The sequence below is a fragment of the Streptomyces sp. NPDC043427 genome (assembly GCF_056436655.1).
The window spans coordinates 26,222-40,052 of sequence record NZ_JBWKCC010000032.1; the positions used below are offsets into that span (position 1 = coordinate 26,222).

Annotated in this window: 13 protein-coding genes; 8 read left to right on the top strand and 5 right to left on the bottom strand. The window is 70.4% G+C overall.

Features of this window, described 5'->3' with window-relative positions; genetic code table 11:
* Positions 1 to 34 precede the first annotated feature (34 nt).
* The gene (locus tag AC067M_RS36440) at positions 35 to 964 is read right to left on the bottom strand and encodes a LysR family transcriptional regulator (protein WP_478701302.1); all 930 of its coding nucleotides are present in this window, start codon (positions 962 to 964) and stop codon (positions 35 to 37) included.
* A 78-nt stretch (positions 965 to 1,042) separates the two neighbouring features.
* On the opposite strand from AC067M_RS36440, the gene AC067M_RS36445 reads away from it, so the two are divergent.
* Together AC067M_RS36445 and AC067M_RS36450 are read left to right on the top strand one after the other, a co-directional pair.
* Positions 1,043 to 2,080, top strand: a complete 1,038-nt coding sequence (locus AC067M_RS36445; RefSeq protein WP_478701303.1) for an EamA family transporter — start codon at positions 1,043 to 1,045, stop codon at positions 2,078 to 2,080.
* Positions 2,081 to 2,106: 26 nt separating this feature from the next.
* Positions 2,107 to 2,778, top strand: a complete 672-nt coding sequence (locus AC067M_RS36450) for an NAD(P)-dependent oxidoreductase (RefSeq protein WP_478701304.1) — start codon at positions 2,107 to 2,109, stop codon at positions 2,776 to 2,778.
* A 64-nt stretch (positions 2,779 to 2,842) separates the two neighbouring features.
* On the opposite strand, the gene AC067M_RS36455 is transcribed toward AC067M_RS36450, so the two are convergent.
* The 3 genes from AC067M_RS36455 to AC067M_RS36465 all read right to left on the bottom strand — a co-directional run bounded on the left by AC067M_RS36455 (position 2,843) and on the right by AC067M_RS36465 (position 6,601).
* Positions 2,843 to 3,805: a DMT family transporter gene (locus tag AC067M_RS36455; RefSeq protein WP_478701305.1), complete on the bottom strand. Its 963-nt coding sequence runs from the start codon at positions 3,803 to 3,805 to the stop codon at positions 2,843 to 2,845.
* A gap of 229 nt (positions 3,806 to 4,034) precedes the next feature.
* Positions 4,035 to 6,293, bottom strand: a complete 2,259-nt coding sequence (locus tag AC067M_RS36460) for a heavy metal translocating P-type ATPase (protein ID WP_478701306.1) — start codon at positions 6,291 to 6,293, stop codon at positions 4,035 to 4,037.
* A 68-nt stretch (positions 6,294 to 6,361) separates the two neighbouring features.
* A complete protein-coding gene (locus tag AC067M_RS36465; protein ID WP_478701307.1) occupies positions 6,362 to 6,601 on the bottom strand; it encodes a heavy-metal-associated domain-containing protein in 240 nt (79 codons plus the stop codon).
* Between the two features lie 224 nt (positions 6,602 to 6,825).
* On the opposite strand from AC067M_RS36465, the gene AC067M_RS36470 reads away from it, so the two are divergent.
* Positions 6,826 to 7,770, top strand: coding sequence for a hypothetical protein (locus tag AC067M_RS36470; protein ID WP_478701308.1), 945 nt, complete (start codon positions 6,826 to 6,828; stop codon positions 7,768 to 7,770).
* A gap of 144 nt (positions 7,771 to 7,914) precedes the next feature.
* Here AC067M_RS36470 and AC067M_RS36475 read toward each other — a convergent pair whose 3' ends face one another.
* The gene (locus AC067M_RS36475; RefSeq protein WP_478701309.1) at positions 7,915 to 8,541 is read right to left on the bottom strand and encodes a hypothetical protein; all 627 of its coding nucleotides are present in this window, start codon (positions 8,539 to 8,541) and stop codon (positions 7,915 to 7,917) included.
* A 395-nt stretch (positions 8,542 to 8,936) separates the two neighbouring features.
* Between AC067M_RS36475 and hemL the strand changes: the two genes are divergently transcribed.
* The 5 genes from hemL (at position 8,937) to AC067M_RS36500 (ending at position 13,830) form a co-directional block, all read left to right on the top strand.
* A complete protein-coding gene (gene hemL / locus AC067M_RS36480; RefSeq protein ID WP_478701310.1) occupies positions 8,937 to 10,256 on the top strand; it encodes a glutamate-1-semialdehyde 2,1-aminomutase in 1,320 nt (439 codons plus the stop codon).
* Entirely contained in the window at positions 10,253 to 10,936 is a 684-nt protein-coding gene (locus tag AC067M_RS36485; protein WP_478701311.1) for a histidine phosphatase family protein, read from the top strand. The genes hemL and AC067M_RS36485 overlap by 4 nt, the downstream gene beginning before the upstream one ends.
* Positions 10,937 to 11,069: 133 nt before the next feature.
* Entirely contained in the window at positions 11,070 to 12,362 is a 1,293-nt protein-coding gene (locus AC067M_RS36490; protein ID WP_478701312.1) for a polysaccharide deacetylase family protein, read from the top strand.
* 66 nt (positions 12,363 to 12,428) lie between these two features.
* Positions 12,429 to 13,055, top strand: coding sequence for a TlpA family protein disulfide reductase (locus tag AC067M_RS36495; RefSeq protein ID WP_478701313.1), 627 nt, complete (start codon positions 12,429 to 12,431; stop codon positions 13,053 to 13,055).
* 1 nt (position 13,056) lies between these two features.
* Entirely contained in the window at positions 13,057 to 13,830 is a 774-nt protein-coding gene (locus AC067M_RS36500; protein WP_478701314.1) for a cytochrome c biogenesis CcdA family protein, read from the top strand.
* The last annotated feature ends 1 nt before the right edge of the window (position 13,831 follow it).

A 13,831-nucleotide genomic window follows, 5' to 3' on the forward strand; every position in this document is an offset into this window, starting at 1 on the left:
CCGGCGGGCGGAGGGCGAGGTCGTCGTGCCCCTCCTAGGGGGCGAGCCGCTCCGCGCTGCCGTACGACTCCTGGGCCGCCTGCCGTACGACCCCGAGGACGGCGAGCATCGCCCTGGTGGCCGGGCTGGGGTTGAAGAGGCTCCACGCCAGATACTCGACCCGGTGCGGCCCGTCGACCACCGGCACCAGCGCCAGCTCGGGGTCGTCGGCGGCCAGCGGTCCGATGAACGCCGACGGCAGCAGCGCGACGCCGAGGCCGCGTGCGACCAGTCGCGTGATCAGCTCGACGACGCCCGCCTCGTACGCGACGTCGCGGACCAGTCCCGCGGCGGAGAACGCCTCGTCGGACTGGGCCCGGGCGGGCGTCCCGTGCACGAAGTCCACGAACGTCTCCTCGGCGATCTCCTCCAGCGTCACCTCGCGCCCGCCCGCCAGCCGGTGGCCGGCCGCCACCACCAGCACGTGCTCGTCGTGATCGAGGACCACGGCTTCCACACCTGATGGCCGTTCGCCCTCCGGCAGGCCCAGGAAGGCGATGTCCAGATCGCCGTCGCGGACAGCGGCCGCCAGTTCGTCGCTGCGTCCCGAGCGGAGGACGACGCGGACGTCCGGGTGCAGGGCGCGGTACCGCTGCAACAACTCTGGTACGTCGACGGCAGCTGTGGTCACGATCACGCCGACGGCGAGCCGACCGCGTACGACACCGGTCGCGGCGGCGGCGTCGGCGGCCGCGCGGTCGGCGGCGGCCAGGCACTCGCGTGCGCCGACGAGGAACGCTTCTCCGGCACTGGTCAGCTCGACGCGGCGGCTGGACCGGGCGAACAGCTTGACCCCGAGCTCCCGCTCCAGGCCGGCGATCCGGTGACTGAGCGACGACTGCACCACGGAGCAGCGCTCCGCGGCGCGGGTGAAGTTGCGCGTTTCGGCGACGGCGACGACGTAGCGCATCTGCTGAAGATCCACACAGTCATCGTGACTATTCATAGCTGCCATCGCAAGCATGTGTTGGATTCATGGCCGTTGCCGCTGAGACTTCATCCCATGCAGACCTTGACCGAGCGGTCACCGGGCCCGCCGCGCTCCTCGTACACGCAGTACGCGCCGTACGCGCAGCGAACGGCGACCGTCGCACTGACCGCACTCGCCCCAGCGGCGTGGGGCACCACGTACGCCGTGACCACGGAGCTGTTACCACCGGGGCATCCGCTGTTCGCCGGGCTGATGCGCGCCCTGCCCGCCGGGCTGATCGGCCTCGCGATCACCCGGGTGCTCCCGCGCGGGGACTGGTGGTGGAAGGCCGCCGTCCTGGGCGTGCTCAACATCGGCGCCCTGTATCCCCTCCTGTTCCTGGCGGCCGAACGACTCCCCGGAGGGATGGCCGCCACCCTCGGCGCCACCCAGCCGCTGCTGGTCGCCGGGTTGGCCGTGGCGGTGCTCGGCGACCGGCCGACAGCCTGGCGATGGATCTGGGGTGTGATCGGCGTGGTCGGTGTCGGACTCGTCGTACTGGGGCCGGCGGCCCGACTGGACGTCGTAGGGATCCTCGCCGGCCTCGGCGGTACGGCCACCATGGCCGGCGGCGTCGTCCTCATCAAACGCTGGGGCAGTCCCGCGGGGGTCGGCCCGCTCACCCTGGCGGGCTGGCAACTGACGGCCGGAGGGCTGCTGCTCCTCCCTCTCGCTTTCGCGATCGAGGGGGGGCCACCACGGATCGACGCCGGAGCGGTCGTCGGCTACCTGTGGCTCGGCAGCATGGGAGGGCTGATCGCGCACATGCTGTGGTTCCGCGGGATCGGAAAGCTGCCGGTCGGCGCCTCCGCGCCGCTGGTACTGCTGTCTCCGCTGGTCGCGACCGTCGTCGGCATCGCGCTCGGCGAGTCACTGAGCCTGTCGCAGACCCTTGGTTTCGTCCTCGCCCTGGCCGCGTTGCTCGCCGCGCAGCTCAATGCGCCGAGCCAGCGAGTCGACCGCATGCGTGGAGATCACATCAGTGACGACCAGGTTCGTGAGGACCAGGTTCGTGAGAACCAGTTTCCAGGAGGACGGCGTTGCATACGGGTTCGGCGGGGTCGGGCATGACGATGACAGGTTCCAGGAAGCCAGGCATGAGGATCGCCGTGCTCGGTGCCACCGGGATGGTCGGCAGCCGGGTGATCGCCGAGGCCGGTGCTCGCGGGCACCGGGTGCTCGCCCTGTCCCGGAAGCCCGCGAGTGACGATCCGGACGTGACGCCGGTCGCCGTCGACGCGCGCGACTCGCACGCCGTGGGCGAGGCGCTCGCGGGCTGTGCCTCGCACGGCGCCGCGGACGCCGTCGTACTGACCGTGCGGACCATCCCGGTCGACCAGGAGTTCCTGGTCGACGCCACCTCCACGGTGCTCGACGTGGCCGCCCGGCTCGGGATCCGCACCCTCGTGGTCGGCGGCGCCGGTGCGTTGCGCAGCCCCGACGACCACGAGCTGCTGGTCGCCGACAACCCCGCGTATGTGCCCGCCGACCTGAGGGCCGTCGCCGCCGCCGGCATCGCTCAGCTGCGGACCTGCCAGGCCCGTGCCGGTGCCGACTGGGTCTATATGAGCCCACCGGCCTTGCTGGAGCCCGGCGAACGAACCGGTTGCTATCGGCGGGGCACCGACACCCTGCTCACCGGCGCCGACGGGCGGTCGTGGATCAGCGCCGAGGACCTGGCCGTCGCCGTACTCGACGAACTGGAGACCCCTGGCGCCGAACACCACATCACGGTCGTCCACCGCGACGAACGCCAACCGGTGGGCTAGGGCCTCTCGTTTGGATCATGCCGGGCTCGCGGGCCCTGATCCGGCCTGATCCAAACGAGAGGCCCTAGCGCTTTTGTCGGCCGGCCCCGGCGGGGGCGGTCAGCAGGAGCAGGCCCGCAGCGAGGACAGCCAGCCCGCACCAGGAGGCGACCGGTAGGCGTTCGCCGAGGGCGGTGACTCCCAGAATCGCCGCGACGGCGGGCTCGGCGAGGGTCAGCGCGGTGGCCATCGACGCGGGGGTGTGGCGCAGTCCGTGCCCGAAGAGCCGGTAGGCCACGCAGACGGTGAACAGGGCGAGGTACACCGCTACCGCCGCGCCGCGGATGGTGGCGAGCCAGCGCAGGTCGACGAAGAGCACGAGCGGCAGGACCAGCAGCCCGGCCGCGCCGAACAGCACGCCCATCACCGCGTCGGACGGGTGCCCGCGGGTGATGAGCCTGCCGCCGATCAGCGAGTAGGCGGCGTACGACAGCCCTGCGCCCACGGCGAGTACGACGCCCGGCACGTCCATCGGCGTGGCCTGCCCGGTGAGTTCGGGGCCCAGCACGAGAAGGGTGCAGCCCAGCACGGCGGCCGTGGTGGCGCAGGACCAGCGGGCGGTCGGCCGGGCCTGTCCTGTGATCCAGGCCAGCAGTCCGGCGAAGACCGGCGCGCTGCCCAGCGCGATCACGGTGGCCACGGCCACGCCGATGCGGGCCACCGCCGGGTAGAAGGTGACCGGATACCCGGCCACGGCCAGTGCGCCGAGGACGAGCAGCCACCGCTCGGCGCGCGTACAGGCGGCGGGCAACGCGCGGGCGCCGCGGGAGGTGAGGAACATCAGGATGCCGCCGAGGGTGAGCCCGGCGCAGCCGATGGCCGCCGCCGGTGCGTCGTCGGGCGCCAGGGAACTCGCGGTCCCGGTCGTGCCCCACAGCACGGCCGAGGCGAGGATGGGTGCGGGGCCGCTGAGGAGCCTGCCACGCGAAGGGCGCGGGCCGGAGGCGGCCGGGCGCGCGGGAGTCAGAGGGGTCGTGCGGTTCGGCACAGTCGTTGTCTTCCGTCGTCGAATGCGTCTGGGACCGGATCCGAAACGGGCGCACGACACATATCCCGGACCGCCGTGTCGGTCAGCCGGGGCTGGGGATCAAGCCGCCAGTCTCTGCGCCCGTCAGGCGCAGAGCGGGGGCAGAACGACGTGCCAGTAGGTGTTCACCGGGCGATGATAAACCGGCCGGGACATGAGCACCCGGCCGGCGTCTGATGCTGTGGATGGCTCAACGGGCGGCCTGGAAGGAGCGCAGGCGCAGGGAGTTGCCGACGACGAAGACCGAGGAGAAGGCCATGGCCGCCCCGGCGATCATCGGGTTGAGCAGGCCGGCGGCGGCGAGCGGGAGCGCGGCCACGTTGTAGGCGAAGGCCCAGAACAGGTTGGAGCGGATGGTGCCGAGAGTCTTGCGGGCGAGGCGGATGGCGTCGGCCGCGGCGCGCAGGTCACCTCGTACGAGGGTCAGGTCCCCGGCCTCGATGGCCGCGTCCGTGCCCGTGCCCATGGCCAGTCCCAGGTCCGCCTGGGCGAGGGCGGCCGCGTCGTTGACGCCGTCGCCGACCATCGCGACCGAACGGCCCTCGTCCTGGAGGCGTTTGACGACGTCGACCTTGTCCTGAGGCAGCACCTGGGCGATGACGTCCTCGGGCGCGATGCCCACCTGGCGGGCGACGGACACGGCCACGGCCTCGTTGTCGCCGGTCAGCAGGATCGGCCTCAGGCCCAGCGCGCGCAGCCGGGTGATCGCCTCGGCGCTGGTCTCCTTCACCGCGTCGGCCACTTCCAGGACCGCCCGCGCCTCACCGTCCCAGGCGACCGCGATGGCCGTACGGCCGGCTGCCTCGGCTTCCGTCTTGGCCTGCGCCAGCCTCTCCGGCAGTTCCATGGCCCAGTCGGCGAGCAGCCGCTCCCGGCCGACGAGGACCGCGTGGCCGTCGACGATGCCCTGCACGCCGAGGCCGGGGACGTTCGCGAAGTCCTCGGGCGTGGGCAGCGAGCCCAGCTTCGCCAGTGCCCCGTCGGCCACGGCGCGGGCGATCGGATGCTCCGAGGAGTGCTCCAAAGCGCCGGCCAGTCGCAGGACTTCGCCCTCGTCGGCGCCTTCCGCGGGGTGGACCGCCAGCAGGGTCATGCGGCCCGTGGTGACGGTGCCGGTCTTGTCGAGGACGATGGTGTCGACCTTGCGGGTGGACTCCAGGACCTCGGGGCCCTTGATGAGGATGCCGAGCTGGGCGCCGCGTCCGGTGCCGACCAGGAGCGCGGTCGGCGTGGCCAGGCCGAGGGCGCACGGGCAGGCGATGATCAGTACGGCGACCGCGGCGGTGAAGGCGGCCGTCAGCCCTGCGCCGTTGCCCAGCCAGAAGCCCAGGGTGCCCAGCGCGAGAGCGATCACGATCGGCACGAAGACGGCGGAGATCCGGTCCGCGAGCCGCTGCGCGGCGGCCTTGCCGTTCTGCGCGTCCTCGACCAGCTTGGCCATCCGGGCCAGTTGGGTGTCGGACCCGACCCGGGTGGCTTCGACGACGAGACGGCCGCCGGCGTTGATCGTGGCACCGGTGACCGAGTCGCCGGGCGCCACCTCGACGGGGACGGACTCGCCCGTGAGCATGGAGGCGTCCACCGCGGAGGAGCCCTCGACGACCGTCCCGTCGGTGGCGATCTTCTCGCCGGGGCGCACGAGGAAGCGGTCGCCGACCTTCAATTCGGCGATGGGGACGGTCTGTTCGCCACCGTCGGCGCGCAGCAGGGTGACGTCCTTCGCGCCCAGTTCCAGGAGCGCCTTCAAGGCCGCGCCGGCCTTCCGCTTGGAGCGCGCCTCGAAGTACCGCCCGGCCAGGATGAAGGCGGTCACACCGGCGGCGGCCTCCAGGTAGATGTTCCCGGCGCCGTCGGCGCGGGTGATGGTCAGCTCGAACGGGTGGGTCATGCCGGGCATGCCCGCGGTCCCGAAGAACAGTGCCCACAGCGACCACAGGAACGCGGCCGACGTGCCGACCGAGATCAGCGTGTCCATGGTGGCGGCGCCGTGCCGCGCGTTGGTGAAGGCCGCCTTGTGGAAGGGCCAGGCCGCGTACGTCACCACGGGTGCCGCGAGGGTCAGGGACAGCCACTGCCAGTACTCGAACTGCAGCGCCGGGACCATCGCCATCGCGACGACGGGGACCGCCAGCACCACCGCGGTGACCAAGCGCTCCCGCAGCGGCCGCAGTTCGTCGTCCGCGGCCGCCGTTTCGTCGCCTTCCTCGGGCCGGGCGCGTACGGGGGCGGGCTCCTGCGCGGTGTATCCGGTCGCCTCGACGGTGTCTATCAGGTCCTGGACGGAGACATCACCGCCGTAGCTGACCTTGGCCTTCTCGGTGGCGTAGTTGACGGTGGCGGTGACTCCGTCCATGCGGTTGAGCTTCTTCTCGATACGCGCCGCGCACGAGGCGCAGGTCATGCCGCCGATGGCGAGCTCTACTTCGGCGCCGGTTGTCGTACTGGTCATGGCTGCTGCTCCTCGTACGGGTGGGCCACCGGAACCGGAAGTCCCGGTGGCATCGGGGGACGTGTGGGTCAGGCCCGGCCGGTCAGCTCGTAGCCGGCCTCGTCGACGACCTCGGCGATCACCGCGTCGTCCGGTTCGGCGGCGCTCGTGACGGTGACCCGGCCGGTGTCGAGGTCGACGTCGACCGCGGTCACGCCGTCCAGCTCGCCGATGACCTTGGTGAGCGTGGCCTTGCAGTGGCCGCAGGTCATGCCGGAGACGGCGTACGTCGTGGTGACGGCTTCGGCGGAGCAGCAAGACGAAGACATGGGGCACATGAGGTTTTCCTCCTGGTCGGTCTCGATCTCGGTCACGGTCACGATCTCGCCCCGGATACGGGGTAGGGGTATCTGTGGCGTGACTCATGTATACCCCTGTGGGGTATGCAGGGCAAGCGGTGCGGGCACTTGACTTCATACCCCCTGGGGGTATCTTGAGGTGCGTTGAGGTCCTCCGCCCAAGTCCCGAGGGCCCCGTTCTCCGGGAGGCACCCATGCGTGCTGGATTGAAGATCACCGCGTTCGCCGCCGCGCTCGCCGCGACGTTCGGCACCGCCTACGGCGTAGGCAAGGGCGTCGACCCCGTCACCGCGAAGGAGGAACCCGCGCGCCATGACAGCCACAGTGAGGAATCACCGACACCGGACGGCGGCGCCCATGCGGGGCACGCGTCGACTCCGGCGGCCGGCGGGCTGCAGATTTCCGACGGCGGCTACACCCTCGACCTCAAGACCCCAAGGGCCGCAGCGGGGCGGCAGGCCGATCTGCGCTTCGCCATCCGGGACGGGAACGGCACGGCCGTCACCGAGTACCGGCGCGAGCACGACAAGGAACTCCACCTCATCCTGGCCTCACGCGACCTGAACACCTACCGCCACCTGCACCCAACCCGCGCCGCCGACGGAACCTGGAGCACCCCCGTCAACCTGCCCCGGGCAGGCGGCTACCGGGTCTTCGCCGACTTCACCCCGGCGCAGAAGGGGGCGAAGAACCTCGTCCTCGGCGCGGATCTCGAGGCTTCGGGCCGGTACGAACCGAAGGGCCTGCCCGCGCCCAGCACCACGGCCAAGACCGACGGCTACGACGTCGAGCTCGCCGGAAAGCTGCGCCCGGGCGCGGCCGGCGAACTGAAACTGACGGTGTCCCGCGACGGCAGGCCGGTCACCGACCTCCAGCCCTACCTCGGTGCGTACGGCCACCTCGTCGCCCTGCGCTCCGGTGACCTCGCTTACCTCCACGTCCACCCAGGCGGCGAACCCGGCGACGGCGCCACCAGGCCCGGCCCCGACATCTCGTTCACGGCCACGGCGCCCAGTAGCGGCACCTACCGCCTCTTCCTCGACTTCAAGCATGAGGGACGCGTTCACACCGCGGCGTTCACGGTCCGCTCCGGCGGGGCGGCGGCCACGGGAGAGACCGGCGAGGGGCATCGGCACTGAGCCCGTTTCGGCGTAGGTGCGCCCCCCGCCGAATCGAACCGTGTCGGTGAGGGCACCCGCAGTGCCTGGCCGCCTGACGGCTCCACCCGGCACATGACGAAGGCGGGGTCCGAAAACCCCGCCCGAAACCAGTGGAACTCCCGCTCAGGGCCACACCAGGCAATAAGGCTGATGCCCCGCCTCATGCAACCGATGCGAGAAGTCCTGCCACTCGTGCAGCAGCTGGTACACGTTGAACGCGTCCCGAGGCCCGCCCCGGTCCGGCACCGTGGACCAGATGAAGGCCGCCGCGCCGACGGCTTCCTCGCCGATGTCGCGGAGGGGGTCCACGACCGTCATGGGGAGTTTGACCACGGCGTAGTCGGGGTGCAGGACGACCAGTTCGAGGGGCGGCACCTTGTGCAGGGGTACGCCCTCGATGCCGGTCAGCACCATCGCCGCCATCGTCTCCGGCTTGATCTTGGTGAACATGCCGTTCATGCCCAGCTCGTCACCGCCGAGTTCCTCGGGGCGCATCGAGATCGGGACGCGGGCCGCGGTCGCGCCGTCGGGCGCGCCGAAGTACTTGTACGTCACCCCCACCCGACCACCATTCCTGCTCCCCGCCTTCAACTGCTCGACCCGTCGGTCGAGCCGATCGGACTCACTCGGTACACCGTGTGTCTGACGTGCTTCGGTCGCGTCCTCCGCGTCGCGTCGGTGCCTTCCCCGCCGGGCACGTCGAGGACCCAGATCGTCAGTCCCCTCGCCCAGTCCGCCACCGCGATGCATATCTCCACCCGACTGCTTTTTTAGGACGCGTGGCCCCCGCCGCGCAACCCGATCATCGTGTCAGTGACCTCCCCCACGGTCGCCCGCCGAAACGTGCGTTGAAACACCTGTCCGCAGGATCTTTGCAGCCCTGAACGCGCCACGGTGCAAGGTTCTGTACACCATGGCCCGGTTGAGCTGCGTGTATCAGGTCTCAGTCTCGCAGATCATGCGGGGCCCCGGGTCGCGCGCCACGTTATGCGGACTGTGCGCCGGTTCAGCAAGGGGCGCCGAGGGGCTGCGCGGGGTCTCCCGGCAGCCCGGGGCCCGCTCCCCGCTGCCCGCCGCGCCCGCTGGCCTACCCTGAGGTAGTCACATGGCAACCGGAGTCCGAGAGGTCGGAGAAGTCGCAGGTCATGAGCGAACTGCCTTATTCATACGATGCGCCTGTCTCGCAGGCTCTATTCGACCGTGCGGCCGTCGTCACGCCGGGTGGCGTGAACTCCCCGGTGCGCGCCTTCCGCGCCGTGGGCGGAACGCCCCGGTTCATGGTGTCCGGTACCGGTCCGTACCTGACGGACGCGGACGGTCGTGAGTACGTCGATCTGGTCTGCTCCTGGGGGCCCATGATCCTCGGGCACTCGCACCCCGACGTGATCGCCGCCGTGCAGGACGCCGTCGCCCGCGGTACCTCCTTCGGTACGCCCGGTGAGGGCGAGGTCGCGCTCGCCGAGGAGATCGTCGCGCGCGTGGAGCCCGTGGAGCAGGTGCGGCTCGTCTCCAGCGGGACCGAGGCCACCATGTCGGCGATCCGGCTCGCCCGCGGGTTCACCCGGCGGTCCAAGGTGATCAAGTTCGCCGGCTGCTACCACGGCCACGTGGACTCGCTCCTCGCCGCCGCGGGCAGCGGCGTCGCCACCTTCGCGCTTCCCGACACCCCGGGCGTCACCGGCGCCCAGGCCGGCGACACGATCGTGCTGCCGTACAACGACCTGGAGGCCGTGCAGGAGGCCTTCCACCGGCACCCCGGCGAGATCGCCTGCGTGATCACCGAGGCCTCGCCCGGCAACATGGGCGTCGTACCGCCGCTGCCCGGGTTCAACCAGGGACTCAAGGACGCCTGCCGGGCGAACGGCGCGCTCTTCATCTCCGACGAGGTCATGACCGGGTTCCGCACCAGCCGCGCCGGCTGGTACGGGATCGACGGGGTCAAGCCCGACCTCATGACCTTCGGCAAGGTCATGGGCGGCGGCTTCCCCGCGGCCGCGTTCGGCGGTCGCGCCGACGTGATGGCGCACCTCGCGCCCGCCGGGCCCGTCTACCAGGCCGGCACCCTCTCCGGGAACCCGATCGCCACCGCCGCCGGGCTCGCCCAGCTGCGCCTCCTCGACGACGCCGCGTACGTCAAGGTCAACACCGTGTCGGAGCAGATCCAGGCGCTCGTGTCCGAGGCGCTCACCAAGGAGGGCGTCGCGCACACCGTGCAGAGCGCCTCCAACATGTTCTCCGTCTTCTTCACGGACCGCGCGGTGCGCACCTACGACGACGCCAAGGCGCAGGAGTCGTTCCGCTTCACCGCCTTCTTCCACTCGCTGCTGGCGAACGGCGTCTACCTGCCGCCGTCGTCCTTCGAGTCCTGGTTCGTTTCCACGGCCCACGACGAGCGGGCCGTCCAGCGGATCGCCGACGCCCTCCCGGCGGCGGCCCGAGCGGCTGCGGAGGCCACAGCGGCATGACCAGCAACGAGGACATCACCGTCGTCCACCTCATGCGTCACGGCGAGGTGGCCAACCCGGACGGGATCCTGTACGGCAGGCTCGCCGGGTACCACCTCTCCGAGCTCGGGCGGCAGATGGCCGACCGGGTCGCCGAGCACCTCTCCTCCCGCGATGTGACGTACGTCGTCGCCTCCCCGCTGGAGCGGGCCCAGGAGACCGCGACGCCGATCGCCAAGGCGCACGGCCTGGACCTCGCCACGGACGAGCGGCTCCTGGAGGCCGAGAACGTCTTCCAGGGCAAGACGTTCGGCGTCGGCGACGGTGCGCTGCGCAAGCCCGGCAACTGGAAGCACCTCGTGAACCCCTTCAAGCCGTCGTGGGGTGAGCCCTACGTCGACCAGGTCGTCCGGATGAAGGGGGCGCTGGACGCGGCGAAGGACGCGGCCCGCGGGCACGAGGCCGTGCTCGTCAGTCACCAGCTGCCGATCTGGATCGTGCGCTCGTACGTCGAGCGGCGCCGGCTGTGGCACGACCCGCGCAAGCGGCAGTGCACGCTCGCCTCGCTGACGACGTTCACGTACCAGGGCGACAAGATCGTGTCCGTGGGCTACACCGAGCCCGCCCGCGACTTGGTCCCGGCCCATCTTCTCGCCGGTGCCAAGCCGGTGAAGGGGCAGGGCAAGGCCTTCGGGGCGTGAGCTGAGCGACCCGAGTGCCTCTATGACACGTTCGTGACAAATATTGCAACTTTGAGGTAATCGCGGGGAACCTCCCCCTTCGTCACGTCCTCTGACTGGGTGACCACCAGAGGACGTACGAATCGGGGAAGCAATGCGCGCTCTCACTCGCAGGGGGATGCTCGGACTCGGCGCGGGCGCCGCGGCCGCCGCAGGACTCGCGGGCTGCGGCAGCCTCACGTCGTCAGACGGGTCGAAGGACAGTACCGGTTCCGGTAAGGGCCGTTCCGGCAAACCTTCCGGCAGCCCGAAGCCCACCGCCCGCCCCATCGGCGACGGTTCCACCTCCTTCACCGGCAAGCAGCCCCACCAGCCCGGCAAGCCGGTGCCGCTGGAGCCCGGTCAGGAGCCCCCGCAGTTCGTCATCTTCTCCTGGGACGGCGCGGGCGAGGTCGGCAACGGACTCTTCCCGCGCTTCCTGGACCTCGCCAAGGAGCACGGCGCGAGCATGACCTTCTTCCTCTCCGGGCTGTATCTGCTGCCCGAGTCGAAGAAGCGGCTGTACGACCCGCCGAACAACCCGCGCGGCGCCTCCGACATCGGCTACCTCACCGACGAGCACGTGAAGATGACGCTGACCAACGTCCGCCGGGCCTGGCTCGAAGGGCACGAGATAGGCACGCACTTCAACGGGCACTTCTGCTCCGGGAGCGGGACCGTCGGCAACTGGACGCCGAAGCAGTGGCGCAGCGAGATCGACCAGGCGAAGTCCTTCGTCAAGGAGTGGCGCACCAACACCGGCTGGACCGACATGCCGTCCCTGCCCTTCGACTACGACAAGGAACTCGTCGGCGCCCGCACGCCCTGCCTGCTCGGCCAGAGCAACCTGCTGCCCACGGCCAAGGCCCTCGGCTGGCGCTACGACGCCTCCTCCTCCGGCGGCACGCAGGTCTGGCCGCAGAAGAAGCAGGGGATCTGGGACCTGCCGTTGCAGCAGATACCTTTCCCCGGACGTGGTTTCGAGGTCCTCTCGATGGACTACAACATGCTCGCCAACCAGTCGATCAACTCGACCAAGGCGCCGCCCGCCAACTACCCGGGCTGGCGCAAGCAGTCGGCCCAGGCGTACATATCCGGCTTCAAGCGGGCATATGAGACAAACCGCGCACCCTTCTTCGTCGGCAACCACTTCGAGCAGTGGAACGGCGGCATCTACATGGACGCCGTCGAGGAGGCCTTCAAACACATCGCGCGCGAGAAGGAGAAGGGCGGCGACGTACGGCTGGTCTCCTTCCGGCAGTTCGTGGACTGGATCGACGTGCAGAAGCCCGAGGTGCTGGCCAAGCTGCGCACGCTCGGGGTCGGGCAGCAGCCGGCCGGGGGTTGGAAGACGTTCCTCCAGGAGACCCCGAAGACCCCCGCGACGGGCTCCTCGAACGCCGCCTGAAATGCGGGTTTCCGCCCGCAAGGGGGGTGCGCAAGATCCCCGGAACGGGCATGCGAAACTTTTCACATGAGTGCCAGCCGCGCCCCCCAGAGCTCCACCGCATGGATCCGCTCGCGCCGCGCCGCCCTGATCGGCGCAGGCGCCGCGGTCACCGCACTGACCCTTTCCGCATGCAGTTCGGGCGGTACGTCCGGCGGGGGCGGCGACACCAACTTCGTCATGGGCAAGGACGGCATCGCGACCGCCAAGAAGGGCGAGCGGGCCCAGGCCCCCGACCTCTCCGGCAAGACCATCAACGGCAAGCAGCTCGACGTCGACTCCTACAAGGGCAAGGTCGTCGTCCTGAACGTGTGGGGCTCCTGGTGCGCCCCGTGCCGCGCCGAGGCGCCCAACTTCGAGAAGGTCTACAAGGACCTCCAGGGCAAGGGCGTCCAGTTCGTCGGCATCAACACCCGTGACACCAAGACCAGCAACGCCCTCGCCTTCGAGAAGCAGCAGGGCGTCACCTACCCCAGCCTGTACGACCCGACCGGCAAGCTGATGCTCCGCTTCAAGAAGGGCACGCTCAACCCGCAGGCGATCCCCTCCACGCTCGTACTCGACCGGGACGGGAAGATCGCGGCCCGCTCACTGGCCGCCCTCAGCGAGGACAGGCTTCGCTCGATGATCGACCCGGTCCTCGCGGAGAAGTGACGTGAGCGCGCTCACCACGCTCGCCGCGGCGACCGACCCCAATCAGACGGTGATGAGCGGCGCTTTGCTGATCGCGCTGCCCATCGCCTTGCTGGGCGGTCTCGTCTCCTTCTTCTCTCCCTGCGTCCTGCCGCTCGTCCCCGGTTATCTGTCGTACGTCACCGGGGTCGCCGGCACGGATCTGGCCGAGGCCCGGCGCGGGCGGATGGTCGCCGGCGCCTCCCTCTTCGTCCTCGGCTTCACCGCCGTGTTCGTCTCCAGCGGTGCCCTGTTCGGCTACTTCGGGGACACGCTCCAGGAGCACAAGGGCGTCCTGTCCAAGGTGCTCGGCGTCCTCATGATCCTCATGGGCATCTTCTTCATGGGGCTGTTGCCCGGCATGACCCAGCGGGAGTTCCGTATCCACAAGCGGCCCGTGGCCGGACTGGTCGGCGCTCCGCTGCTGGGCGCGCTGTTCGGCATCGGGTGGGCACCGTGCATCGGCCCGACCCTGACCTCTGTGATCGCGCTCTCCTACAACGAGGCGAGCGCCGGCCGAGGTGCCATACTGACCGTCGCCTACTGCCTCGGCCTCGGTGTGCCCTTCGTGCTTGCCGCGGTCGCCTTCCGCAAGGCGCTCGGCGCCTTCGGTTGGGTCAAACGTCACTATGTCTGGGTGATGCGGATCGGCGGCACGATGATGATCCTGACCGGTCTGCTGCTGCTGACCGGTGTGTGGGACCGCATCGTGCAGGACCTTCAGTCCTGGTCCGCCGGCTTCACCGTGGGGATCTGAT